We start from the raw sequence: 22977 nt of genomic DNA, 5'->3' as shown, positions 1-22977 counted from the left end.
TCAGCAAAGGCCGAATCTCGCAAATAAAATTGTCGATATAAATTATAGATTTCATCATCATGGCATTCATCACTGACAGGTCGACCAGCCGAAAACAGGCTTGGCACCATGAAAAAGGGGAAAGTCATGATTTCACGTCGACAAACGCTCGGGCTTTTCGCAGCGGCCGCGGCCACGGCAATCCTGCCGGCTGTCAGGCCGGCACGCGCTGCTGCCAGCGAGTTCCGTATCGGTTGGCAGAAGAACGGCGTGCTGGCGCTCGCCAAGCGTCGCAGCGCACTTGAGAAGCGGCTTGCCGATCGTGGCATTACCGTCAGCTGGTCGGAATTCACCTCCGGCCCGCCGCTTCTCGAAGCATTGGGCGCCGGCGCTCTCGATTTCGGCGCGACCGGCGATGTGCCGCCGCTCTTTGCCCAGGCGGCCGGCGGGCAGCTCTATTATGTCGGTCTCTACAAGGGTAGCCCGGCAGCCTCGGCCATCCTCGTGCGCAAGGATTCGCCCATCAAGACGCTTGAAGACCTCAAAGGTAAAAAGGTCGCTTTCAAGCGCGGCTCCAGCGCGCATAATGTAACCGTCAAGGTTCTGCGCAAGGCAGGCCTGAAGCCCGAAGATGTCGAGCAGGTCGATCTTTCGCCGCCGGATGCTGCCGCCGCGTTCAAGAATGGTAGCATCGACGCCTGGTCGATCTGGGATCCTTATCTGGCGATTGCCGAAGCTGATCCGGAGACACGTATCCTGACGACCGCCGAAGGCATCGTCGACTCCTACAGTTTCTTCCTCGCCAACCGTGATTTCACCGATGCTAACGGGCAAGTGGTCGTCGAGGTGATCGATGAGCTTGCCAAGGTCGGAAAGTCGGCACAGAGCAATCTCGACGAAACGGTGAAGGAGCTTTCCGAAATCACCGGCGTGCCGGCTGACGTGACGCGCGTGACATTGACGCGCAAGGGCGCCGATCTCGGCAGCGTCTCGACGATCACCGATGCCGCCGCCGCCTATCAGCAGGCGCTCGCAGACGAGTTCTATGGACTCGGTATCCTGCCGAAGAAGCTTACGACCGGCGACATCGTCTGGCGTCCCAAGGCGAGCTGATTTTTCGACCAGGGCTAAGATTTCTGCGAGGCGGCATGGAGAGGGTCTTCATGCCGCCGAACCGGAAAAATATTCTCCAAAACGGATTATAATAGCAAATTGATATTGTCGATCTAATTAGTGGTCTATGTCAGTATCCTGACGATCGACGCGGACACTGAAAGGCGTCGGCCAGCCACCATCCGATCGACAGGGATATTTCAGATGCTCACGCATAGATGGACAGCCGGCCTTACTACAGCCTCCGCCGCCACCGCGATCCTCCCAAGCATTCGCGCGGCGGCGGCGCCGAGTGGGCAGACAGTCTGCTTGTTGCCGCTTGCCAGCGGCCATCTCCACCGCGCGAGTTGATTTTCGAATTTCGCAGCTAAAGGACCGTTTCCATGACCACCACCTCCCATACAGGTACATCCAAACCTATCAATTTCCTCTGGTTCATCCCGACATCGGGCGACGGCACCTATCTCGGCTCCTCCGAGCTCAACCGTGCGCCAGAGATTGGGTATCTCACGCAAATCGCCCAGGCTGTCGACCGGCTCGGCTATTCCGGCGTACTGCTGCCGACCGGGGTTGCCTGCGAGGAATCCTTCGTGACCGCCGCCGCCCTTGCCGCAAAGACCGAGAAGCTGCAGTTCCTGGTGGCGATCCGCCCCGGCACGGCATCGCCTGCCTATTACGCGCGTCTTGCGACGACGCTCGACCGCATCTCCAACGGCCGGCTGCTGCTCAACATCGTCGTCGGCGGCAGCCCGGCGGAGCTTGCCGGCGATGGCATCCATCTCGAGCATGACGAGCGCTACGCCCATGCCGAGGAGTTCTTCACCGTCTTTGAGGAACTGCTGGAAAAGGGAACGGCAAGCTTCGACGGCAAATATATCAAGGCGACCAATGCGCGCCTTGGCTTCCCCTCGGTGCAGAACCCGCGCCCGCCGCTCTATTTCGGCGGCTCGTCGGATGCCGGTATCGATTTCTCCGTCGGCCGCGTCGACAAGTACCTGACCTGGGGCGAGCCGCCGGCACAGGTTGCCGAGAAGATCACCAAGGTGCGCAAGGCCGCCGGCGAACGCGGCCGCGAGGTGAGCTTCGGCATTCGTCTGCACTTCATTGTGCGCGAAACCGATGATGAGGCGTGGGAGGCAGCCGAGCGGCTGATCTGTCATCTCGACGACGATACGATCCGCGAGGCGCAGGAGCGCTTTGTCCACGAGTCCGACTCGGTCGGCCAGAAGCGCATGGCCGCCCTTCATGGCGGACGCCGCGACAAGCTCGAAGTCTCTCCGAACCTCTGGGCCGGCGTCGGCCTGGTGCGCGCCGGTGCGGGCACGGCGCTGGTTGGCTCGCCGAAGACGGTGGCCGCGCGCCTTCGCGAATATCAGGAGATCGGCATCGATACGGTGATCGGCTCCGGCTATCCGCATCTCGAAGAGGCCTATCGCGTCGCCGAGCTGCTTTTCCCCGAGCTTGGCATCACTCGCGAGCAGCAGCGCCTGGGCTTCAACAACGAGTTCGGCCGCAAGCAGATCTTCGCAGGCGGCAGCCACGGCGGCAATCTGAAAGTCGTCTCCGGCTCCTGAGTTCGAACGAAGACGCAGAGCGTGACACCGCCGCAAGCCGCTTACGGCTTGCGGCATCCTGCTTTCGATAAGCGCGAGGACAATGCATGTCGACTTTCGATACTCCGTTCGTACGGTCGGTCGCTTCCGAAAAGGTTGGAAAGGCGGGTTTGCGCCTGCCGCTGCCCGGCCTGGACAAGCTGACGCCCTATCTGGTGCCGGTGGCGATTGTGGCGTTCTGGCAGCTTGCCTCCTCGGCCGGCTGGATCTCATCGCGCATCATGCCGTCGCCGGCCGATGTCGGCCTGGCCTTCTGGTCGACGACGGTTTCCGGCCAGTTGCCGAATGACGTGCTGGTGAGCGCCGGCCGCGCCTTTGCCGGCCTTCTCGTCGGCGGCTCGATCGGTTTCCTGCTCGGCATCGCCAACGGTGTATCGCGCATTTCGGAACAACTGACCGATACGACGCTGCAGATGCTGCGCACCATTCCGCATCTGGCGATGATCCCGCTCGTCATCCTGTGGTTCGGGATCGGGGAGGAATCGAAGCTGTTTCTCACCTCGCTCGGCGTGCTCTTCCCCGTTTATCTCAACACCTATCACGGGGTGCGCAATGTCGATCGCGATCTGATCGAGATGGGCAAGGTCTATGGCATGGGCAACTGGACGCTGTTCCGCAAGGTGATCTTTCCAGGCGCGCTGCCGTCGATCTTCGTCGGCCTCAGATATGCACTCGGCATCATGTGGCTGACGCTGATCGTATCGGAATCGATCGCCGCATCCTCGGGCATCGGCCATATGGCCAACAATGCCCGCGAATTCATGATGACCGACGTCGTCGTACTCGCCCTCGTCATCTATGCCGTGCTCGGCAAACTTGCCGATGTCATCGCCCGAGTGCTGGAGAGGCGGCTGCTCGCCTGGAACCCGGTCTATCAGAAATAGGAGAGACGCCATGACATCGATCGCGCATGAGCGTTTTCACGCCGTCGCCGAAGAGCCAGCCTATACACCTGCGCCGGAGCGCAATGCGCCTGCGGGGGCAGCGGCGATCAGCCTGACGGGGCTTGAAAAGAGTTTCGGGGCCAACCGCGTACTGCGCGGCATCAATCTGCATATTCCGGCCGGCCAGTTCGTTGCCGTGATCGGAAAGAGCGGCTGCGGCAAGAGCACGCTGCTGCGCATCCTGATGGGCCTTGACGCGCCGAGTGCCGGCGAGCTGCATTTCGAGGATGCCGACGGCGCACAGGCCAGCCCCAATGCGCGCATCGTCTTTCAGGAGCCAAGGCTGCTCCCCTGGCTCAGTGTCGCCGACAATGTCGTCGTCGGGCTCGGCGACGGCATCGATAGACGGGCGGCGCTGAAGGCGGCCGACGCCGTGCTTGCCGAAGTCCAGCTTGGCGAGAAGGCCGGAGAATGGCCGGCGCGCCTTTCCGGCGGTCAGCGGCAGCGCGTGGCACTGGCGCGGGCGCTGGTGAGCCGGCCGGGCGTGCTGGCGCTTGATGAACCGCTCGGCGCTCTCGATGCGCTGACGCGGATCAGCATGCAGGAACTCATCAACCGCGTCTGGCGCGAACTCGGTTTCACCGCCGTGCTCGTCACCCATGATGTCAGCGAGGCGGTGCATCTCGCCGACCGGGTCATCGTGCTCGACGAGGGGCGGATCGCGCTCGATCTTCCCATTCCTTATCCACATCCGCGCCGGCACGGCCATCCCGGCCTCGCCGAGCTCGAAGGCCGGCTGCTTGCCGCGATCCTCGGCACCGACGGCGGGCATTGATCCCAGCGCCGTTTGCGAAGCTGCATGATCAATGGCGGAAATGCATAGGCGCCTGGGTATGAGACATTCACCCGTCTCTGCCGAGGCGCGCTGCCACGTGCGCTAAAATCAGCAACAACAGTTTCCCTAAGTCGTCTCACGTCCAGCTTGACTCACCTATACCTCTATGGCTATACGTTAATCCATAGTCAGTGGGGTATGGATTGTAGATGTCAAACGCTCAAGACTTGCTCTTCAGAACGCTCGCCGATCCGACGCGGCGGGCTCTTTTCGAACGGCTGTGCCGCGAAGGAGAGAAGACGGTCGGGGCTTTGACGGCACGCGCTGGGGTCTCGCAACCGGTCGTCTCGAAACATCTCGGAATCCTGAAGCAGGCCGGATTGGTGCGTGACCGTCACGAAGGTCGCCAGACGCATTATAGCGCGCAGCTCGGTGCGCTGGCGCCGCTGGTCGACTGGACAAGTGAGATGGCTGGTTTTTGGCAAAATCGGTTCGACCAGCTGGAAGATCTACTGAAAAGGATGGACCAATGACCGAAACATCGACTGAAACCCGTTCCGTCGTCGTCGAGCGAGAGATCCCTTTTCCGCCGGAAAAGATCTGGCGCGCGCTCACCCAGCCGCATCTGATCGCGGACTGGCTGATGAAGAATGACTTCGTGCCGGTCGTGGATCACCGTTTTAAGCTCAGCGCGGATTGGGGATCCGTCGATTGCCAGGTCCTGGAAGTCGAGCCGAACAAAACCCTGTCTTACACGTGGGCTGCCTATGATCTGGCAAGCGTCGTCACCTGGACTCTCACCCCTACGGGCGCGGGCACGCACCTGCGTATGGAGCAATCGGGCTTCCGGCCGGATCAGCGGCAGGCTTACGGGGGCGCCAGGAGCGGCTGGCAACAATTCTTCGCAAAGCTGGAGCAGGTGCTGGCGCGGATCGAGTGAGACAGATGCCAACGGATACGCCATGGCTTCGGCTCGTTTTCGCAGGAGGTTCCCGTGAATTGGAATAACTGGTGTCGGCAGATCCACCGTTGGCTGTCCATTGCCTTTACGCTGGCCGTCATAATTAATATCATCGCCATGGTGCAGGAGAGATCCTCCGTCGGGGTGGGGCTTTTGGCGCTTCTTCCGCTCGCCTTGCTATTACCCACCGGTCTGTACTTGTTCGTCCTGCCTTATGCCGCCAGATGGCGCAGCGCGGGACGCAGCAGCGGATAGGGGTAAACAGAATGGCTGGCAGGACGTCGAGGACCTCTGCGAGAGTCGCAAAAAAGACTGCCGCCGAGGCAGCCATCACAAATCCAGTTCTTCTCTCAGGCGGCAATCCGCAGATCGTCAAGGGTTACGGAGATGCTCCCGTGCAGGCCTATATCGCGGCCATGCCGGGCTGGAAAAGCGATGTCGGGCGCCGTCTCGACGCGCTCGTCACCCGTACCGTTCCTGATGTGCATAAGGCAGTCAAATGGAACTCGCCCCTCTATGGCATAGAAGGGCAGGGCTGGTTCCTCGGTGTCCATTGCTTCGCGAACTACATCAAACTCGCTTTCTTCCGCGGCAAGTCGCTCAGTCCCATCCCGCCCGGCGAGTCCAAACAAAAGGAAGTGCGTTACTTCCACATCCATGAGGCAGACCAACTCGACGAGGCTCAGCTCGCCGCCTGGGTGGAGCAAGCCAGCCAATTGCCCGGTGAACGAATGTGAGCGGACGCCAGGTCATCAGCACTTAAGGGATGGAGGAGCGATATCGATGAAGAAAGCCACGGCAACCATGAAGAAGAGCGGCTCCAGCGAAGAGAAGGACGAAGACTCTCCTTCTCGTTTGATCGATGCGAGAATCGAGGAGTTGAGCGATTGGCGAGGCCAGACGCTCGCTCGGGTCCGAACTCTGATCAGGCAGGCCGAGCCCGATGTGATCGAGGAATGGAAGTGGAGAGGCGTTCCGGTGTGGGAGCGCGCCGGCATCATCTGTACCGGCGAGACCTACAAAAGCGTGGTGAAGCTGACCTTCGCCAAAGGCGCTTCGCTGGAGGACCCTTCAGGCCTCTTCAACTCCAGCCTTGACGGCAATACCAGGCGCGCCATCGATTTCCACGAAGGTGATGAGATTGACGAGCAGGCGTTGAAGACGCTCGTTCGCGCCGCCGCAGCACTCAACACGTCAACGCGGGCTGCGGCTCGCCCCGCCAGCTCCCGAAAAAAACCAAGCAGCGCTTGATGCTTGGCAACATCGCCTGAAACGCGTCGCATCGAACTCGATTTGGCGATATGCGTCAGTGAATCGGGCTTTCCTCGCGCTCGAGGAAGAGCTCCAGATTGTCGAGGCCGATTTCGGTGCCCTGGAGGCGGGCGCCGTTGTCGGCGTAGCCGTCGAGGAAGACCACCTGTTCGGTGAAGACCATTCTGGTGCCGCCGGGTTCGGCTTCGAAGGCGACGGTTGTGAGCGAGGCGGAGATGCGGGTTTCGCCGAGCTTCATCTCATAGGCATAGATGATGCGGGCATTGGGCACGATATCGATGTAGTGGGCATCATAGGCGTGCAGAAGGCCGTCGGTATCGGCGACGTAGTTCCTTTCCGTGCCGCCGGGGCGGAAATCGAGCCCATAGTCCAGCGCCACCCACTCGCCGTGGCAGGCGAACCATTGGCGTTTGGCCTCCGGCGCCGACCAGGCGCGGAAGACGCGAGCGACTGGCGCCTTCAGGTGACGCTCGATGACGAGAGTGGCGTGTTCGGCGGATGGTGTCGTCATTCGGGAAGGCTCTCCGTTTCATTGGCGAGAAATTGATCCAGCCTGTCGAAGGTGCTCGTCCAGCGGATCTTTCGCTGTTCTACCCAGCGCTCGACGGCAGCAAGCGCATCCTGTTGCAGGCGGTAGGTTCGCACCCGGCCGGATTTTTCGGAGAGCACGAGGCCGCTCTCCTCCAACACTTGCAGATGTTTCATCACCGTCGGCAGGGCAACGGCGAGCGGCGCGGCCAGTTCGGTGACGGAGGCCGGGCCGCGGCCGAGGCGATCGATCATGCCGCGGCGGCTGCGATCGGAAAGCGCATGAAACATGCGGTCGAGATCCGCCTGGCTGTCGATCATCCCGCTGCATCCCGGAAGCGGGCCGGCAGCTTCTCTTTGTAGGGGTAGAACTTGAAGTAGGGGCGGGCCTCTTCCAGTGCCCTTGCAAAGGACGGGCGCGCCAGCAGCCGATCGTAATAGGCGCGAAGGTTCGGCTGTTCCGCGGTGAAGGGGATCAGCGTCTCGGCATAGAAGAGCGCGGGGGCGGCGGCGCAATCGGCCATAGTGAAGCTGTCACCGGATATCCAGGGTTTGTCGGCGAGCTGCTTTTCGATCATCGAGTAAGCGGTGGCAAGCGTCGCCTTGGCGGCCGTGACCTCGATTTCGTCCGCCGTGCCCTCAGGACGCCGGAGATTGCTAACCAGCGTCTGCATCGGCGCCTGGACATAATGATCGAAGAAACGATCCCAAAGGCGGACTTGCAGCGTCCGGTCGATCTCCACCGGCAGCAGGCGAAGAGGCCCCGGATAATATTGCTCAAGATATTCGATGATGATCGATGTCTCGGGAATGGTGCTGTCGCGCGCCTCGTCCCGCAGCAGTGGCATCTTGCCGATCGGCCAGAAGCGGAAGAGATCGGCGCGCGAGCTTTCGTCGGAAAGATCGACGATGCGATTTTCGAAAGGGGTACCGTTTTCATAAAGCGCGATCAGCACTTTGTGGCAGAAGGAGGCGAGCGGATGCCCATAAAGCACGAGCGACATGCGGCGACCTTTCCTATCGTTGCGGTAAACTTTACCGATCGACTAACTATCAGGTCATGGCGCATCATGCAACAGATACTTCGCCAACTGCGAAACTATTCCGTCAGGCAAATATCAGGTGCATTAGCTTCAGCCGATATATCGGGCGATCACCAGATGGCCTGGTGTCGGCTGGCCGTCTTCCATGCGCACATTGATATCCGATATCTCGACGAGTTCGAAACCGGTGGCCGTCAGGCGTTCTCTCACATAGGCGTCGGCATGGGCGAAGCGCTGGTGCGGGCCGACCATATAGGCACGGCCGGCGAGTATTTCCTCGGGCAGGGTTTCCGAGGAGAAGATGAACAGGCCGCCCGGTGTCAGGTTCTCGGCGGCGCCGAAGAATAGCGGTTCGAGCGCGCCGAGATAGGGCAGCACGTCGGTGGCGGAGATGATGTCGAAGGCTTCCTCGTCGTTGTCGTCGAGAAAATCCTCGACCTCGGCGACGAAGAGCGTTTCGTAGAGGTCCTTCTCATGGGCGATCTCGACCATCTTCTCCGATATGTCGATGCCGGTCATATCGGCGCAGAGGTCGCGCAGCGCGCCGCCGGTGAGGCCTGTGCCACAGCCGAGATCGAGCAGCCGCTTGAACGGTCCGAGCTTCAGCGCCTGCAGGCGCTGGCGCACCAGCATCGGCACGTGATAGCCGAGCTGCTCGACGAGCACGTCCTCGAAAACCTCGGCATGCTGGTCGAACAAGGTCTCGACATAGGCGTCGGGCGCCTTGACCGGCGTTTCGCCGCGGCCCATCGCGGCAATGCGCACGGCCGCACCGCCGTGATCGTCGGGATCGATTGCCAGGACTTCCTCATAGGCTGCAACGGCCGCGTCGACATCACCGGCCTTTTCCAGCGCCAGCGCGCGGTTATAGGCCTCGCCAAGGGCTTCTTCGTCGATCTTCTTTGCCATCGCAGTCCATCGTCCTTTTGTTTCAGGCATGCGTCTAAGGCGGCTTTCGATGTTTTGCAATGGTGCGCTTGCGGGCGCAGAATGGCCGAAAAGAAGACGAAGGGAGGAACGAGCCATGAAAATGGAGGAAGACAGGACGTCATTGGTACGGGAAGGAGAGGACGCACGGCCTTTGCTGCCAAGTACTCCAAGCGAGGTTACCAACACGCTCATTCATTATTACCGCGGTGAACTCGGACGGATGACAAGTTGGCGCGACCGCATCGACCGGACCTCCAACTGGGCGATCACCGTGGTCGCAGCACTGCTTTCGGTCTCGCTGTCGACGCCGACTTCGCATCACGGAGTGCTGCTGTTCGGGATGATGCTGGTGACGCTGCTGCTGATGATCGAGGCGCGGCGCTACCGCTTCTTCGATATCTACCGCGCCCGCATTCGCCAGATCGAGCGCTGCTATTTCGCCGAGATTCTGGCGCCGGAGGCCGGGGCCGGCGGCGAATGGGCGATGGTGGTCGCCCGCAGCCTGCGCAAACCGCGCTTCCTGCTCAGCTATCAGGAGGCGATGCACCGCCGGCTCAAACGCAATTACGGCTGGATGTATTTCATCCTGTTGCTCGCCTGGTGCCTGAAGATCTCGACGCCGAAACTGCAGACGGAGGGCATGCCGGCGCTGCAGGCGCAGTCATGGGCCTATGTCATCGACAATGCCGTGCTCGGGCCGGTTCCCGGCCTTGCGGTCATTGCCATTGTCGTCGCCTTCTATCTCGGCATGCTCGGTTTCGCGCTTCGCCCGGATCGCGACGAAGGCGAATTCGGCCATGGCGAGGCGCATGTCTGACGCGGCCAGAACATGCCGCCCGAACCGCTCACACTTTTCGGCATCCTGCTGCAGAGCCGATCAGTGCAGGATGAACTCGCCCTTCAGCGCCCGCCACTCGGTTGCCGAGATCAGCTTGCGGTGGATGTAGCGCACCGAATGCAGCGGCCCGTCGAGCTTCTCTTCCCAGAATTTCAGGAAGCCGCGCATTTCGGGAAAATCGGGGGCGAGGTCGTAGTCCTGCCAGACATAGGTCTGCAGGATCGCCGGGTGGTCCGGCAGGTGGTAGAGGATCTGGGCGGTCGTCAGACCGTAGCCCTGCAATTGTTTTTCCATGTCCTTGTGCATCGCATTCCACTTCTTCTTGTTCCCACTCGCGCGCTTATTAGCGCTACGTGATATGGAAGCATGCGAGTGGTTAATGAAATCTTTACAGATACTTCATAAAAGGACAATTTATTTTTTATATCAATGACTTGGCAGCATCGTGCCGAGAGTGCTGCCAAGTCGGCTTTGTCGCATGCATGCCGTTATCCCAAAACTGCGACACGCGTTTCGGCGTCACGCATCAGCGCTTGAGATGCCGGGTCAGGCGGCGTTCGATCCAGGCCCAGAGATGGCGTAAGGCCTCGACGATGACGAGATAGAAGATCGCCGCCCAGAGATAGGTCTGGTAGTCGAAGGTGCGGGAGAAGGCGTAGCGGGTCTCGCCCATCAGGTCGAGCACAGTGATGATGGCGACGACCGCCGAGCCCTTGATCAGAAGGATGATCTCGTTGCCATAAGGACGAAGTGCGACGATGAGAGCCTGTGGCAGGATGATTTTGCGGAAAGCGATGAACTTGTGGATGCCGAGTGCGGCGGCCGCCTCGTGCTGGCCATGCGACACGCTTTCGATCGCGCCGCGCAGGATTTCCGCCTGGTAGGCCGCGGTATTGATGGTCATGGCAAAGAGGCCGCAATACCAGGCATCGCGGAAGAACCACCAGATGCCGACGGCCTCAAGCTGCGGCCGGAATATGCCGAGGCCGTAATAGACCAGGAACAGTTGGGCAAGCAGCGGCGTGCCGCGGAAGAAATAGATGTAGCCGTAGGCCAGCGCATTCAGTACCCGGTTCTTCGACATGCGCGCCACGGCAAGCGGCAGCGACAGGATGGCGCCGCAGATGACGGAAATGAAAACGAGGCTCAGCGTTATCCAGAGACCATGGAGGTAGCGCGGCCCGTAACGGGTGAATTTTTCCGGATCCCAGCCATTGACGACGGAAAAGACAAGAAGCGCTGCGAGCAGAGCCCAGACGGCGACGAAGATATAGCCGGCCATGCGCGCCGGCGTCATCGGCTTCATCACCTCGCGGGGCGCGGGCTGCGGTGGGATCAGCGTTTCGGCATAGCTCATCGACTGATCTCCGAACGCTTGGCCCAACGCTCGACATAGACGAGCAGGAAGGAAGAGAGGATGGCGAGCACCAGATAGAGGCAACAGGCCAGGCCATAGAAGAAGAAGGGTTCCTTGGTCACGCGCACGGCGACACTCGTCTGGCGAAGGATATCGGCAAGGCTGATGATCGAGACGTAGGAGGTGTCTTTCAGCAGCACCATCCAGAGGTTCGTCAGGCCCGGCAGCGCGATGCGCACGAGTTGCGGCAGGATGACCAGGCGCAGCGTGCGGCCGCGATGCAGGCCAAGTGCGTCTCCCGCCTCATATTGTCCCTTGGGGATGGCGCGGAAGGCCGAGAGCAGCACTTCCGAACAGTAGGCCGAGAAGACGACCGAAAGCGCGATGACACCGGCGAGGAAGGCATTGATCTCGACCGGCGGCCCGTCATAGCCGACGAAGGTCAGCAGAGACTGAATGAGCATCTGCATGCCGTAATAGATGATGAAGAGCGTCAGAAGCTCCGGCAGACCGCGGAAGATCGTCGTGTAGATGCCGGCCGCCAGCCGCAGCGGCTTCTCCTCCGACTGCTGACCGAGCGCCACCAGGAAACCGATGGCAAGGCCAATCGGCAGGGTGACGATCGCCACCGAAACGGTGATCTGCAGGCCAAGCGCGATCTCGTCGCCCCAACCGGTATCACCACAGCTAAGAATTGTCGACGGCGCCAGCCAAGTGAAGATGCCAACGGGTCCGCACAGCGGATCGAAGATGTGCACAATCCAGCTCCAGAAGGAGCCCAGCGCGGAAAATAATCCGCCCATGCGAGAATTCCCCTCACGGCTTTTGCCGTTTTAATCTTGCCATCTTTGTCAAACAAAAATGGCGGAAGAGCAAGCCTTCCGCCATTACCTTCATCGGCCAGATAACGAATTTCTTATTCGCCGTAAACGTCGAAGTCGAAGTACTTGTCCTGGATCTTCTTGTATTCGCCGCTGGCGCGGATCGCAGCGATCGCCGTGTTCAGCTTTTCCTTCAGCGGGTCGCCCTTGCGGATGGCAATGCCTGCGCCGTTGCCGTTGATTTCCTTGTCGACCGGCAGGGTCGTCAGAATCTTGCAGCAGGCGCCAGCGTCGGACTTCACCCATTCGGAGAGAACGACGACGTCGTCGATGACGGCGTCGACGCGGCCGCTGGCAACGTCAAGCTTGTATTCGTCAGCGGTCGGATAGAGCTTCAGCTCAGTGTCGGCGAGATGTTTCTCCGCATAGTTGGCATGCGTCGTGGAGGTCTGCGCGCCGATCACCTTGCCCTTGAGGCCGGCGACATCCGTGATCGTCGAATCCTTCGGCACGGCAATGGCCGGCGGGGTGTTGTAATACTTGTTGGAGAAGTCGACGAGCTTCAGGCGCTCCGGCGTGATCGACATGGAGGAAACGATCATGTCGAATTTCTTGGCGTTGAGCGCCGGGATGATGCCGTCCCAGTCGGTGCTGACGAAGGAGCATTCGGCCTTCATTTCAGCGCAGAGCGCCTTGGTGATGTCGATGTCGAAGCCCTGGATTGTGCCACTGGCATCAACGAATTCGAAGGGCGGATAGGTCGAATCGGTGCCGATCACATATTTCTCGCCATCGGCCATGGCCGAGCCGGCAAAAAGGGACATCGCCGCGATCGAGGCTGCCGCGAAAATACGGGTAGGATTAAGCATGAGGATCCTCTCTGTTGGTAGCCGCCGCTCCTTTTTCTCTTGGGCTGACGGCCGCAGTTCAACGGTGCTGAGACCGCCTTGCGGCGATAATCAGACTTTTTTTGATAGAATTGCAACACAAATCCCACCGCAATTGGGCGGTGCAAATAGCGGGCGAGATGAACGTCGGCAGACTGCAACATTCACGCGAGGTTAATCCCGACCTCCCTAGAACCGGAACAAATCGGCGGCTCGGCGATTGCCATTCCGCCGTTTCGCCTCAATGCGAAGCTAGGGGCGGAACCAGGGCCTTGCGGCCTTCAAGAAGCTCAAACAGGATCGAGGAAACCCGATGGGCATGAAATCAAGATTGTTCGCGAGCGCGACTTTTCCGCTGCTTTCTCTTTCGCTGGCGCTGCAGCCGGCATCGGCGATGGCGGCCGTACGCGACGTTGCGACGCAGGCTGCGGCCGTGCGGCAGGTCGAGCCGGGCAGCTTCGAGGTGGCGCAGGATGCGCCTTCCGAGGAGGAGTTGCTGAAGAAGAAAAAGCACAAGGAACAGGGGGAAGCCCCGGCCGAACAGGCGCCGGCCGCCGAGAAGCCGGCGCAGCAGGAAGCGCCTGCCGAAAAGCCGAAGGCCGAGCGGAAGGAAGCGCCTGAACCCAAGGCAGAGCCGGAAGCGCCGAAGGCGGAGGCACCGAAGGAGGTGCCCGCGGAGCAGCCTGAAAGCAAGCCCGAGCGGAAAGCCAAACAGCAGGCCCAGCCGGAGGCCGCGCCGCAGCAGGAAGAGCAGCCGGTAACGCAGGAAAAGCCGAAGAAGCCGAAGAAGCAGGAGACGCAGCAGGCCGAGCCGGAGGCTCAGCCGCAGCCCGAACAGCAGCCGGCAGCAAAGGAAGCTCAGCCGGAAACGGAACAGGCACAACCTGAAGCCAAGCCGGAAGGCGGCAAGCGGGAGAAGGGGCAGGATAAGGCCCAAGGCAAAGATAAAGGCAAGGGCAAGGGCAAGGCTGAGACTGCCGCTCCCGAGGCGGTGACACCGACCGAAGAACAGGCCAAGCCCGAAGCCAAGCCAGAGGTGAAACCCGCAGCAGAGGCGCCTGCCAAGCAGAAGCCAAAGGGTGAGACTGCAGCACCTGCAGAAAATGCCCCTGCGGCTAAGACGACCGAAGATAAGGCAGCGGCCCCGGAAGCTGCGCCGGCCGAAAAGCCCAAGGATGGTACGGCGGCAAAGCCCGCCGGTGAACAGCCCGCCGGCGCACAGCCAGCCGCGCCCGCCACTGACACTGCTCAGCCGCAACCGGATGCCAGCGGCGGCCAGCAGGTGGAGCAGGCCATTCCAGCACCGGAAAAGGCTTCTCCCGAGGAGCTGGAGCGCCGCAAGAAGATCGCCGCAGATCCGGCCAAGAGCAACGAAACCGTCGTGCTGCCGGTCGAGAACGGCGCAGCCGTGCTCGACAGCGACAAGGATGCCGACCGCAGCAAGGGCCGCGAAGGCCGCCGCGACCGCGACAGGCAGCGCGCCGACAGCCAGGAAGTGAAGGTGCCGACCTCAGATGCCGATGCGCAGGCTGCCACCGGCGGCCAGGCGACGGCGCCGGTAAAGCTCGAGGCGGTGACCCGCGAGAAGGGCAGGAAGCTCGATGAGCGGCCGCAATTCGTCCGTCCCGATGGCGCGCGCTTCGACGACCGTGGCGACGACAGCCGTGTGATCATCCAGTACGACAACAGGACGATCGTGCGCGGCGACGACGACAGGCGCTTCTTGCGCGACGGCGAGCGGCCGAGCTACGAGGAGCTTTCGGGTGACCGCTACCGCGAGACGATCACGCGGCCGGAAGGCTATCGCATCGTGACGATCCGCAACCGCTATGGCGACATCATCCAGCGGTCGCGTGTCGATGCCCGCGGGCGCGAGGACGTGCTCTATTATTCGCAGGACCTCTATGACGATCCGGACCGCGACTATTTCGAGGATCCGGGCGCCGACCTGCCGCCGATGCGGCTGCGCGTACCGCTCAGCGACTACATCATCGACACCCGCAGCGACCCGAACCGGGACTATTACGAGTTCCTGAGCGAGCCGCCGGTCGAGCCGGTGGAACGCGTCTATTCGCTGGATGAGGTGAAGTATTCGGCTCGTATCCGCGACAAGGTGCGCCGCATCGACCTCGACACGATCACCTTCGCGACTGGTAGCGCGGACATTCCGATGACCCAGGCGCGCACGTTGCGCAAGGTCGCCGATGCGATCAGCCAGGTGCTCGAGAAGGATCCGAGCGAGACCTTCCTGATCGAGGGTCATACGGATGCTGTCGGCTCAGACCAGAGTAACCTCATCCTCTCCGACCAGCGGGCGGAATCCGTCGCCAACGTGCTCACCGACGTCTACGGCATCGCGCCGGAGAACCTTGCGACGCAGGGTTATGGTGAGCACTACCTCAAGGTCAACACGTCGGCCCCTGAGCAGGAAAACCGCCGCGTCACCATCCGCCGCGTCACGGCACTGGTCCGCCCGGTCGCTGCCAACAAGTGATGCTATGGGTGCCCCTCTCCATTCTTCGGGAGGGGCATTCCGGTGCCCTTATTCTCCGTAGGGGATCCAGATATTCTTCACATCCACTGCGCGGCGAAGGTATTGCGCGCCTTCGGCAGCGGCTCTGTCCATCCAGTCCGTCGCCTTGCCATTGTCCACGAAGGTTCGCTTGAGATTGCCCGAAGACAGCTTCTCCACTGTCGTCGAAAGTTCCGCGGAGCCGAATGCCCACAACGCATCAACGTCATTGTGCGCGGCAAGGATCTTTGCCAATTCGATCGCCGACCCGGTGACGATATTGACGACACCGGCAGGCACATCCGACGTTTCCAGAACGGAATAGAAATCCGTGGCCGAAAGCGGGAAGGGCTCGCTCGGCACCGCGACGACACGATTACCGGTGGCAATCAACGGCGCAACCAGACTGATAAAGCCGAGCAGCGGCGCTTCCGGCGGGCATATGACGCCAACGACGCCGATGGCTTCCGGCACGGCCAGAGCTACGCCGCGAAGCGGCGGCTGGTGAATGCTGCCTTCATATTTGTCCGCCCAGGCTGCGTAGGTGAAGAGACGCGAAATCGCGGCGTCGACCTCGGCGTTTGCATTGGCGGCGGAAGCTCCGGTCATCGCTGTTATCCGTGAGGCGAACTCGTCGGCGCGACCACTGAGGTTCTCGGCGATGTAGTAGAGAATCTGGGCGCGGTTATGCGTGGTCGCATTCGACCAGGCGGAGGCGGCCTGTGCGGCAACCACTGCATTGCGGATGTCCTTGCGGTTGCCTTCGCCGACCTCACCGATCGCCTTGCCCTTGGGGGAGGTGATGACACGGGAATAATTGCCGTCCGGGCGCGCCTGCTTGCCACCGATGAAGAGCTTTGCCGTCCGGTCGATACTGGGCAGGGCAAAATCGCCGGCAACCGGCTTCACCTGCGAAAGGGCGGGCATTGCTGCTCGCGCCTTGCGGCCGACCCAAGCCTTCGGCTTCAGATATTCGTAGCAACCTTCCCGTCCGCCTTCGCGGCCGAATCCGGATTCGCGCTTGCCGCCAAAACCGACGGCGGCATCGAAAAGATTGGTGGCATTCACCCAGACCACGCCGGCTGCGAGCTTTGCCGCAACGTTCAACGCCAAGCCGATCGTCTCGCTCCAGACGCTGGCGGCGAGGCCGTAGCGGGTGTGATTGGCAAGCTGGATAGCCTCTTCCGGTGTGCGGAAAGTCATGGAGACCGCAACCGGCCCGAAGATTTCCTCGGTCGCGACGATTGATGTCGGCTGCACGCCGCTGAGAAGCGTCGGCGGGTAGAAGCTGCCGCCCTTCGGCAGGTCGATCTTAGCCTGATGCAGTGTCGCGCCTTCTGAAACTCCCTTTTTCACCAGCGCTTCAATACGCGTCAACTGCACGGGCGCGATGATCGCACCCATATCGATGCACTTGTCCAAAGGCTGACCGACCCGCAATGTCTGCATGCGGCGCTTCAGCCGCTCATGGAAAAGATCGGCAATGCCTTCCTGGACCAGTAGCCGCGAGCCGGCGCAGCAGACCTGTCCCTGGTTGAACCAGATCGCATCGACGACGCCTTCCACGGCGCCGTCAATATCGGCGTCGTCAAAAACGACGAAAGGTGACTTGCCGCCGAGTTCCAGCGTCAACGATTTGCCGCTACCCGCGGTACGCTCGCGAATAACGCGCCCGACTTCGGTCGATCCGGTAAAGGCAATTTTGTCGATATCCTCATGCCCGACGAGCAGCGCGCCTGTTTCGCCTTCTCCCGTCACGATATTGAGCACACCCTGCGGAAGGCCCGCTGCGGATGCCAGTTCGGCAAAGAGAAGCGCCGTCAGCGACGTGTATTCGGCAGGCTTCAGGATGACGGCGTTGCCGAGCGCCAAAGCCGGCGCCACTTTCCAGGCCAGCATCAGGAATGGGAAATTCCACGGGATGATCTGGCCGATGACGCCCACCGGCACATGATCGGCAAATTCCGTGTCCTGGATTTGCGCCCATCCGGCGTGATGATAGAAATGACGAGCTGCCAGCGGCACGTCGAGATCGCGGGTCTCGCGGATCGGCTTGCCGTTGTCGATAGCCTCGACCACAGCAATCAGACGCGCATGGCGCTGGATCATCCGGGCAAGCGCATAGAGATGGCGCGCCCGCGCGTGGCCCGGCAGGCGCGCCCATGACGCCTGTGCCTTGCGGGCCGCAGCAACCGCATTGTCTACATCCGCCGCGCCGCCGATCGCGAGCTTCGCCAGGACCTTGCCGGTGGCCGGCTCGAACGTGTCGAAGTTCTTGCCCGACGCGGAGGCCACGAACGCGCCATTGATGAAGTGACCGAAACCGGAAGCGTGGCGCGCTAGCCAGTCGCGAGCTTCGATATCGGATTCAGGGGCAGGGCCGTAGGACATTTCGTCGAAATACTTTGCAACAGTCATCTGGATCATCCAATCGGGTGTCTGTTGAGGGCCGAATAGGCACCGGTGACGTGATGCTCCAGCTGCCGCTCGATATCCGCAAGCAAGCTCGATGCACCGATGCGGAAGAGATCAGACTCCAGCCATTCGCGCCCCAGTTCGTCCTTCATCAGGAACTGGTAGTTCAACACGTCCTTCGCCGCGGAAATGCCACCGGCCGGCTTGTAGCCGATCTTGATGCCGGTGCGCTCCTGATAGGCGCGGATCGCCCGCAGCATGGTCAATGTCACGGCCAGCGTCGCATTGACGCCTTCCTTGCCGGTTGAGGTTTTGATGAAATCGGCTCCCGCCATCATGCAGACCAGCGAGGCCTTGGCGACATTGCGGAGCGTCTTCAGGTCGCCGGTCGCTAGAATGGCCTTGACATGCGCATTACCGCAGGCGGCGCGATATTCTTGCATTTCCTCGTAGAGTGCTGTCCAGTTGCCGGTCAGCACATGCTCGCGGGTGATGACGATGTCGATTTCTTTCGCGCCATCGGCAACCGACGCCTCGATTTCCTTGACCTTGAGGTGGTGCGGGCTGAGACCGGCAGGGAACCCGGTCGAAACCGCGGCGACCGGAATGCCGGAATCTCCAAGCGCCTCGACGGCCGTTGCGACAAAACGATGGTAGACGCAGATGGCGCCGGTGGTGATCGAACGGCCGCTCATGCCAAGCAAATCCAGAATGTCGGCGCGTATCGGATTCATCGCCTTCGCGCACAACCGTTTGACGCGCTCGGGGGTATCGTCGCCGTTCAATGTCGTCAGATCGATGCAGGTCACCGCCTTCAGGAGCCAAGCTGCCTGTGCGTCCTTTTTGACGGTGCGGCGTCCGGGAAGCGAGGCTATGCGGCGCTCGGTGGCAGACAGGTTGACCCGGGTGTCAAGCACCCACGACAGATCGAGTTCCATACCGGTATTGCGCGGCCGGTTATGGGTGCCGTCCGGCGATCGCGAAGGGGCTCCATGATGCGTCGCGTTTGCCGCATTGTGAACAGCAACGGTTTCCAAATAGAATCCTCCCGGTCAGAGCGTGAAGGTCTTGTTGCATCCGTGCAGATGCACGCAGCGGAAGCTTCACAACTGGCTCTAATGTGATTTTCTTTTCATTGTTTGTTAGGTTTGCATCACTGTCCTACCGCGTCAAGTTTAGATTTCGGACAGACGCCGAAAAAATGCGGATTTCTCAGTCGAAGTCGTTCATGCCGTTTTCGGTGATGACCACATCGAATGACTTCATGTCGCTGAAAAAGGCTGGTTTCAGCTTGCCGATTTTGCTGCTGTCGGCGAGAAGAATATTCTTTCGTGCCCGAGACATCGCCTTTTTCTTGATTTCCGCTTCGTGAAAATGCGCGCAGGTCGCGCCACGCCGGGCATCGACACCGGCTGCAGAAAGAAATGCCACGTTGATCACAAGCTGGTCGAGCATTTCCAGCCCCGAGGCACCGGAAAAGCTCGCCGATGCGGGGTGGTAAAGACCACCGAGCATAACAAGGCGAACGTTTGGTTTTCGCGTTAGACGATCGGCGACATTCATGGCGTAGCAGATCGCCGTTATGTGAATCCGGTCTGGGAGAAGATCGACCAGATAGGGTAAGGTGGTGCCACAATCGAAAAAGACCGTGTCATCATGGTGAATGTAATCAATGGCTTGTGTGCAAATTTGTCGTTTTGCAGCGGCATGACTGTCGGCGGCCCTGGAAATTTCATAAGGATCGTTTTCCGCTTCGACAGCCGGAACGATATGGCCGCCGAGAAACGCGAATTGGCCTGCATTGGCGCTGACATCACGCCGAACCGTCATCTCCGAGACGCCCAGTATCTCGGCAGCATTCTTGATGTGCAGAATGCGATGTCGTGAAAGGGCCTCGGATAAGACTGCGATGCGCCGGCCCCTGCGACTATCCATATCGCATGTCTCCCTTATCGTTCACACTGCAATAGTGTTCTGATGAAAATTTAACAAGGGACTGCCATTCCCATCTGGTTTCTCCCTTGATCTACGATCCGGCATTTGCGCCGAGATACAGCTTCTGCACCGGGCGGTTGCGCGCGACATGGAATATCGTCGCAATTTTATAGGGAAAGCCGTCAATTTGAAATGGGAATTCGTGACTTATTTTTCATTTTTTGATGGAATGGTCACAAAGTTGTATAGATGGTGCCGACTTCTGCTGCGGGGAGCGGGGTGACGACGAGAGCGACATTCTCGGCCGGCAGGGCCAACGGGGCGACTTCGTCACGCCTCTGGTCGGGTACCCTTCCGACCAGAGGCTTCATCCTCGCGACTGCTTAGGAACATTCCTGGCTGCGCGCGCTACTCGCCGGCTTTCCTTGCTGCCGTTTCGATCGCATCGGCAACCTTTTCCGGTTGGGAGGCGAAGACGGCGTGGCTGGCCTTGATCTCGGTCACGTCGCTTCCGGCACGTTTTGCCATGTCACGCTCGAGCTCGGGGTTGATGGAGCGATCCTCGGTAGCGACGATCGACCAGCTTTTCTTGGTCCGCCATGCCGGTTGGGTGATCTTGGCGGAGAATGCCTGCTTCGAGGCAAAGACCTGTGACTTTGCCATGAAAGCGGCTTCCGCTTGCGGAAGGTCGGCTGCGAAATCCGCGGCGAAGGCGCCCGGATCAAGATAGAGATATTTGCCGTCCTTCGTTTCCCTTATATCCATGCTGCCGGCAGGCTTCGAGCTGGCAAGGCTGAGCAGACTTTCTCCCTTGTCGGGCTGGAACGCCGCGACATAGACGAGGCCCGCGACATTGGGATCATTGCCGGCTTCGGTGATGACCATGCCGCCATAGCTGTGGCCGACGAGCAGGGTCGGTCCTCCCTGCAGGTCGAGAACGCGCTTGGTCGCCGCCACATCGTCGTCGAGCGAGGTGATGGGCTGCTGGACGATGGTGACGTTGAAGCCGCGCTTTTGGAGAATGTCCGTCGCCTTGCGCCATCCAGAGCCGTCGGCCAGGGCGCCGTGGACGATCACGATGTTCTTGACCTCGGCAGCCTCTGCTGCGAATGCGATGGTGGTGGTGGCGAATGCGAGGGCTGCCGTGAAAGCAAGATGTCTGTTCATGACTATTACTCCTTTGGGTCGTGTTGATGATCGGGATATTGATGCGTCTCAGGTTCAGCCGAAGGTGAAGGCGTAGGCCTGCACACCAGGATCGAGGAAGCTGATCTCGAAGTTGTGGGCGGCGACCGTGCCGGATTGGCGGACGAGCTGGTAAAGCCTGGTCGCGGTCACCGTACCGTTGCCGTCTGCATCGATGTCTGCGCCGTGGTCAGGTCCTGGCGCCTTGCCGTCGATCTTCACTTGGAAGCGGATCGGCTTTCCGCCGGCGCCAGGCCCGAGAACGAGATGCAGATCGCGGGCGCTGAAGCGATAAGTGATGCCGCCGCTCGGCTGATCAAGCGTCGCCTGATCCCGGCCGACGGTCCAGGTTCCGGACAGGCCCCAGCCGTTGAGGCCGGGTTCGGCGATCGAGTAGTTATGCGGCGTGTCTGGCTGCAGCCCTTCCGGAGAGGCGAAGTTCGCCGCCTGTCCGTAGCCGAGATAGGTTTCGCCGGAGCGGATGTTGCGGAGGTCGGGGCCCGCCTCCACGCCCTTGGCATCCGGCACGACCGGCGCACTTTCCGTCGTTTGACTGCCGGCTTCGCGCAGCAGGTCCTGAATGGCCTTTTCGGTCCTGTTGTAATTGCCTTCGCCAAAATGGTGGTAGCGGATCTGGCCTTTGGCATCGATCAGATAGGCGGCAGGCCAGTAGCTGTTTTCGAAGGCGCGCCAGATGCTGTAATCATTGTCGATCGCGACGGGATAGCCGATCTGGAAGTCGCCGATCGCCTTCTTGACGTTGTCGACCTTCTTCTCGAAGGCAAATTCCGGGGCGTGCACGCCGATCACCACGAGGCCCTGGTTCGCATATTTTTCCGCCCAGGCCCTGACATAAGGGATGGTGCGAATGCAGTTGATGCAGGAATAGGTCCAGAAGTCGACGAGCACGACCTTGCCGCGCAGTTGCTCTGATGTCAGCGGCTTGGAGTTCAGCCATTCGACCGCGCCGTCGAGTGAAGGCGCGTAACCTTCGACGGGCAGATCGCTGCGGAAGGGCTTCTTCGTATCGGCGGCTGCGATCACCATGTCTTTGCTCGCCACTTCGGAGGATGCGCCGCCCAAGGGCTTCGCATGCAGCCTGTCAAGCACGGCCTGTTCCAGGGACGCGGTGCTGGCATAGGAAATCCGCGCCAGCAGGCTGGTATCCAGTCCAAGCGCGATGACGGCGACACCCGCCAACACGGCAGCGCCGAGCACCTGGCGTATCCGGTCGCCGAGGCCGAGCGAGCGTTTCATGGCGGCGAAGAGCTTGCCGCCGACAAGCAGGGCGACGGCAAGCGAAGTTGCAGCACCAGCGGCATAGGCAATCAGCAGGAAGGTCGTTTGCAGATTGGCGCCCTGCAATGCAGCTCCGGTCAGCACAAGGCCGAGGATCGGACCGGCGCAGGGCGCCCAGAGCAGTCCGGTGGCGACGCCGAGAAGAAGCGCGCTCTTCACTGTCGTGGTGCCGCGCCCGCCGCCGGTGGCGTTCATAAGATTGTTGCCAAGGTCGACGATCGGCCGGGCAAGCGTGCTTGCGATGCGCGGCGAAAGCAGGCTTGCGCCGAAGAGAGCAAGCAGGACGATGGCGGCAAGCCGGCCATATTCATTGGCGCGAATGGCCCAGCTACCACCGACTGCGGCAAGCGTGGCGACCAGCGCGAAGGTGGCAGCCATGCCCGCCAGCATCGGCAGCGTGCTCTTGACGAAGGGCTGTCCGGCGCGGGCGAAGACGAAGGGGAGGATGGGCAGGATACACGGGCTGAGGATCGTCAGCGCGCCTCCAAGATAGGCAATGATCAGAAGTGTCATCATCGTTTCCTTTGAAACCGATTGATCGGGCTCTGGACGGCGATGGGCCTGAACCAG

At 60.9% G+C, this 22977-nt stretch carries 24 protein-coding genes; 11 read left to right on the top strand and 13 right to left on the bottom strand.

The genetic code is table 11. The features are described 5' to 3' along the window. The first annotated feature begins 126 nt into the window (after positions 1 to 126). The 9 genes from AB8B31_RS11695 to AB8B31_RS11655 all read left to right on the top strand — a co-directional run bounded on the left by AB8B31_RS11695 (position 127) and on the right by AB8B31_RS11655 (position 6636). Positions 127 to 1092 (top strand): aliphatic sulfonate ABC transporter substrate-binding protein, encoded by a 966-nt coding sequence (locus tag AB8B31_RS11695; protein ID WP_028733059.1) that lies wholly within the window; start codon positions 127 to 129, stop codon positions 1090 to 1092. 383 nt (positions 1093 to 1475) lie between these two features. Further along, a complete protein-coding gene (gene ssuD / locus AB8B31_RS11690; protein WP_131702686.1) occupies positions 1476 to 2666 on the top strand; it encodes an FMNH2-dependent alkanesulfonate monooxygenase in 1191 nt (396 codons plus the stop codon). A gap of 86 nt (positions 2667 to 2752) precedes the next feature. Beyond that, complete coding sequence (gene ssuC, locus AB8B31_RS11685) at positions 2753 to 3589, top strand: aliphatic sulfonate ABC transporter permease SsuC (protein ID WP_018242339.1); 837 nt, start codon at positions 2753 to 2755, stop codon at positions 3587 to 3589. Positions 3590 to 3599: 10 nt separating this feature from the next. Continuing rightward, positions 3600 to 4424 carry an ABC transporter ATP-binding protein gene (locus AB8B31_RS11680; protein ID WP_018446407.1) on the top strand — a complete coding sequence of 275 codons (825 nt, stop codon included), beginning with the start codon at positions 3600 to 3602 and terminating at the stop codon, positions 4422 to 4424. Between the two features lie 209 nt (positions 4425 to 4633). Continuing rightward, positions 4634 to 4957 (top strand): ArsR/SmtB family transcription factor, encoded by a 324-nt coding sequence (locus tag AB8B31_RS11675; protein WP_018242337.1) that lies wholly within the window; start codon positions 4634 to 4636, stop codon positions 4955 to 4957. Beyond that, the gene (locus tag AB8B31_RS11670; RefSeq protein ID WP_018242336.1) at positions 4954 to 5364 is read left to right on the top strand and encodes an SRPBCC family protein; all 411 of its coding nucleotides are present in this window, start codon (positions 4954 to 4956) and stop codon (positions 5362 to 5364) included. The genes AB8B31_RS11675 and AB8B31_RS11670 overlap by 4 nt, the downstream gene beginning before the upstream one ends. 54 nt (positions 5365 to 5418) lie before the next feature. Next, the gene (locus AB8B31_RS11665) at positions 5419 to 5640 is read left to right on the top strand and encodes a hypothetical protein (RefSeq protein WP_028733057.1); all 222 of its coding nucleotides are present in this window, start codon (positions 5419 to 5421) and stop codon (positions 5638 to 5640) included. Positions 5641 to 5651: 11 nt separating this feature from the next. Then, positions 5652 to 6122 carry a DUF1801 domain-containing protein gene (locus AB8B31_RS11660; RefSeq protein WP_018446404.1) on the top strand — a complete coding sequence of 157 codons (471 nt, stop codon included), beginning with the start codon at positions 5652 to 5654 and terminating at the stop codon, positions 6120 to 6122. A gap of 46 nt (positions 6123 to 6168) precedes the next feature. Beyond that, the gene (locus AB8B31_RS11655) at positions 6169 to 6636 is read left to right on the top strand and encodes a DUF1801 domain-containing protein (RefSeq protein WP_018446403.1); all 468 of its coding nucleotides are present in this window, start codon (positions 6169 to 6171) and stop codon (positions 6634 to 6636) included. 55 nt (positions 6637 to 6691) lie between these two features. Here AB8B31_RS11655 and AB8B31_RS11650 read toward each other — a convergent pair whose 3' ends face one another. The 4 genes from AB8B31_RS11650 to AB8B31_RS11635 all read right to left on the bottom strand — a co-directional run bounded on the left by AB8B31_RS11650 (position 6692) and on the right by AB8B31_RS11635 (position 9137). Then, positions 6692 to 7168: an SRPBCC family protein gene (locus AB8B31_RS11650; RefSeq protein WP_028733056.1), complete on the bottom strand. Its 477-nt coding sequence runs from the start codon at positions 7166 to 7168 to the stop codon at positions 6692 to 6694. Then, positions 7165 to 7506 carry an ArsR/SmtB family transcription factor gene (locus AB8B31_RS11645; RefSeq protein WP_028733055.1) on the bottom strand — a complete coding sequence of 114 codons (342 nt, stop codon included), beginning with the start codon at positions 7504 to 7506 and terminating at the stop codon, positions 7165 to 7167. The genes AB8B31_RS11650 and AB8B31_RS11645 overlap by 4 nt, the downstream gene beginning before the upstream one ends. Next, on the bottom strand, positions 7503 to 8189 hold the full coding sequence (locus AB8B31_RS11640; RefSeq protein ID WP_018446401.1) for a glutathione S-transferase family protein: 687 nt from the start codon (positions 8187 to 8189) through the stop codon (positions 7503 to 7505). Before AB8B31_RS11640 ends, AB8B31_RS11645 begins: the two co-directional genes overlap by 4 nt. 129 nt (positions 8190 to 8318) lie before the next feature. Beyond that, positions 8319 to 9137 carry a class I SAM-dependent DNA methyltransferase gene (locus tag AB8B31_RS11635; protein WP_018446400.1) on the bottom strand — a complete coding sequence of 273 codons (819 nt, stop codon included), beginning with the start codon at positions 9135 to 9137 and terminating at the stop codon, positions 8319 to 8321. Between the two features lie 115 nt (positions 9138 to 9252). Here AB8B31_RS11635 and AB8B31_RS11630 point away from each other — a divergent pair, with 115 nt between their 5' ends. Next, complete coding sequence (locus tag AB8B31_RS11630; RefSeq protein ID WP_026230663.1) at positions 9253 to 9975, top strand: DUF2270 domain-containing protein; 723 nt, start codon at positions 9253 to 9255, stop codon at positions 9973 to 9975. Between the two features lie 60 nt (positions 9976 to 10035). Here the strand turns inward: AB8B31_RS11630 and AB8B31_RS11625 are convergent, their stop codons facing one another. The 4 genes from AB8B31_RS11625 to AB8B31_RS11610 form a co-directional block, all read right to left on the bottom strand. Then, entirely contained in the window at positions 10036 to 10302 is a 267-nt protein-coding gene (locus AB8B31_RS11625) for an usg protein (protein WP_018242327.1), read from the bottom strand. A 220-nt stretch (positions 10303 to 10522) separates the two neighbouring features. Then, positions 10523 to 11353 carry an ABC transporter permease gene (locus AB8B31_RS11620; protein WP_018446398.1) on the bottom strand — a complete coding sequence of 277 codons (831 nt, stop codon included), beginning with the start codon at positions 11351 to 11353 and terminating at the stop codon, positions 10523 to 10525. Then, positions 11350 to 12156, bottom strand: coding sequence for an ABC transporter permease (locus AB8B31_RS11615; protein ID WP_028733054.1), 807 nt, complete (start codon positions 12154 to 12156; stop codon positions 11350 to 11352). The genes AB8B31_RS11620 and AB8B31_RS11615 overlap by 4 nt, the downstream gene beginning before the upstream one ends. Positions 12157 to 12269: 113 nt before the next feature. After that, entirely contained in the window at positions 12270 to 13043 is a 774-nt protein-coding gene (locus AB8B31_RS11610) for a transporter substrate-binding domain-containing protein (RefSeq protein ID WP_018242324.1), read from the bottom strand. A 331-nt stretch (positions 13044 to 13374) separates the two neighbouring features. Between AB8B31_RS11610 and AB8B31_RS11605 the strand changes: the two genes are divergently transcribed. Next, positions 13375 to 15555, top strand: coding sequence for an OmpA family protein (locus AB8B31_RS11605; protein ID WP_018242323.1), 2181 nt, complete (start codon positions 13375 to 13377; stop codon positions 15553 to 15555). A gap of 48 nt (positions 15556 to 15603) precedes the next feature. Here the strand turns inward: AB8B31_RS11605 and AB8B31_RS11600 are convergent, their stop codons facing one another. The 5 genes from AB8B31_RS11600 to AB8B31_RS11580 all read right to left on the bottom strand — a co-directional run bounded on the left by AB8B31_RS11600 (position 15604) and on the right by AB8B31_RS11580 (position 22920). Further along, the gene (locus AB8B31_RS11600; RefSeq protein ID WP_018242322.1) at positions 15604 to 17991 is read right to left on the bottom strand and encodes an aldehyde dehydrogenase family protein; all 2388 of its coding nucleotides are present in this window, start codon (positions 17989 to 17991) and stop codon (positions 15604 to 15606) included. Positions 17992 to 17996: 5 nt separating this feature from the next. Beyond that, positions 17997 to 19025 carry a deoxyribose-phosphate aldolase gene (gene deoC, locus AB8B31_RS11595; RefSeq protein ID WP_018242321.1) on the bottom strand — a complete coding sequence of 343 codons (1029 nt, stop codon included), beginning with the start codon at positions 19023 to 19025 and terminating at the stop codon, positions 17997 to 17999. Positions 19026 to 19200: 175 nt separating this feature from the next. Beyond that, positions 19201 to 19923 (bottom strand): DeoR family transcriptional regulator, encoded by a 723-nt coding sequence (locus AB8B31_RS11590; protein WP_018446394.1) that lies wholly within the window; start codon positions 19921 to 19923, stop codon positions 19201 to 19203. A 408-nt stretch (positions 19924 to 20331) separates the two neighbouring features. After that, entirely contained in the window at positions 20332 to 21090 is a 759-nt protein-coding gene (locus tag AB8B31_RS11585; protein ID WP_028733053.1) for an alpha/beta fold hydrolase, read from the bottom strand. A 54-nt stretch (positions 21091 to 21144) separates the two neighbouring features. Beyond that, complete coding sequence (locus AB8B31_RS11580) at positions 21145 to 22920, bottom strand: cytochrome c biogenesis protein DipZ (protein WP_028733052.1); 1776 nt, start codon at positions 22918 to 22920, stop codon at positions 21145 to 21147. Positions 22921 to 22977 lie beyond the last annotated feature (57 nt).

It is taken from the genome of Rhizobium sp. 62_C5_N11_2 (genome assembly GCF_051811185.1).
Taxonomy (GTDB): Bacteria; Pseudomonadota; Alphaproteobacteria; order Rhizobiales; family Rhizobiaceae; genus Rhizobium; species Rhizobium leguminosarum.
The sequence above is the reverse complement of the archived record's forward strand: the minus strand, read 5'-3'. Positions and strand labels throughout refer to the sequence as shown.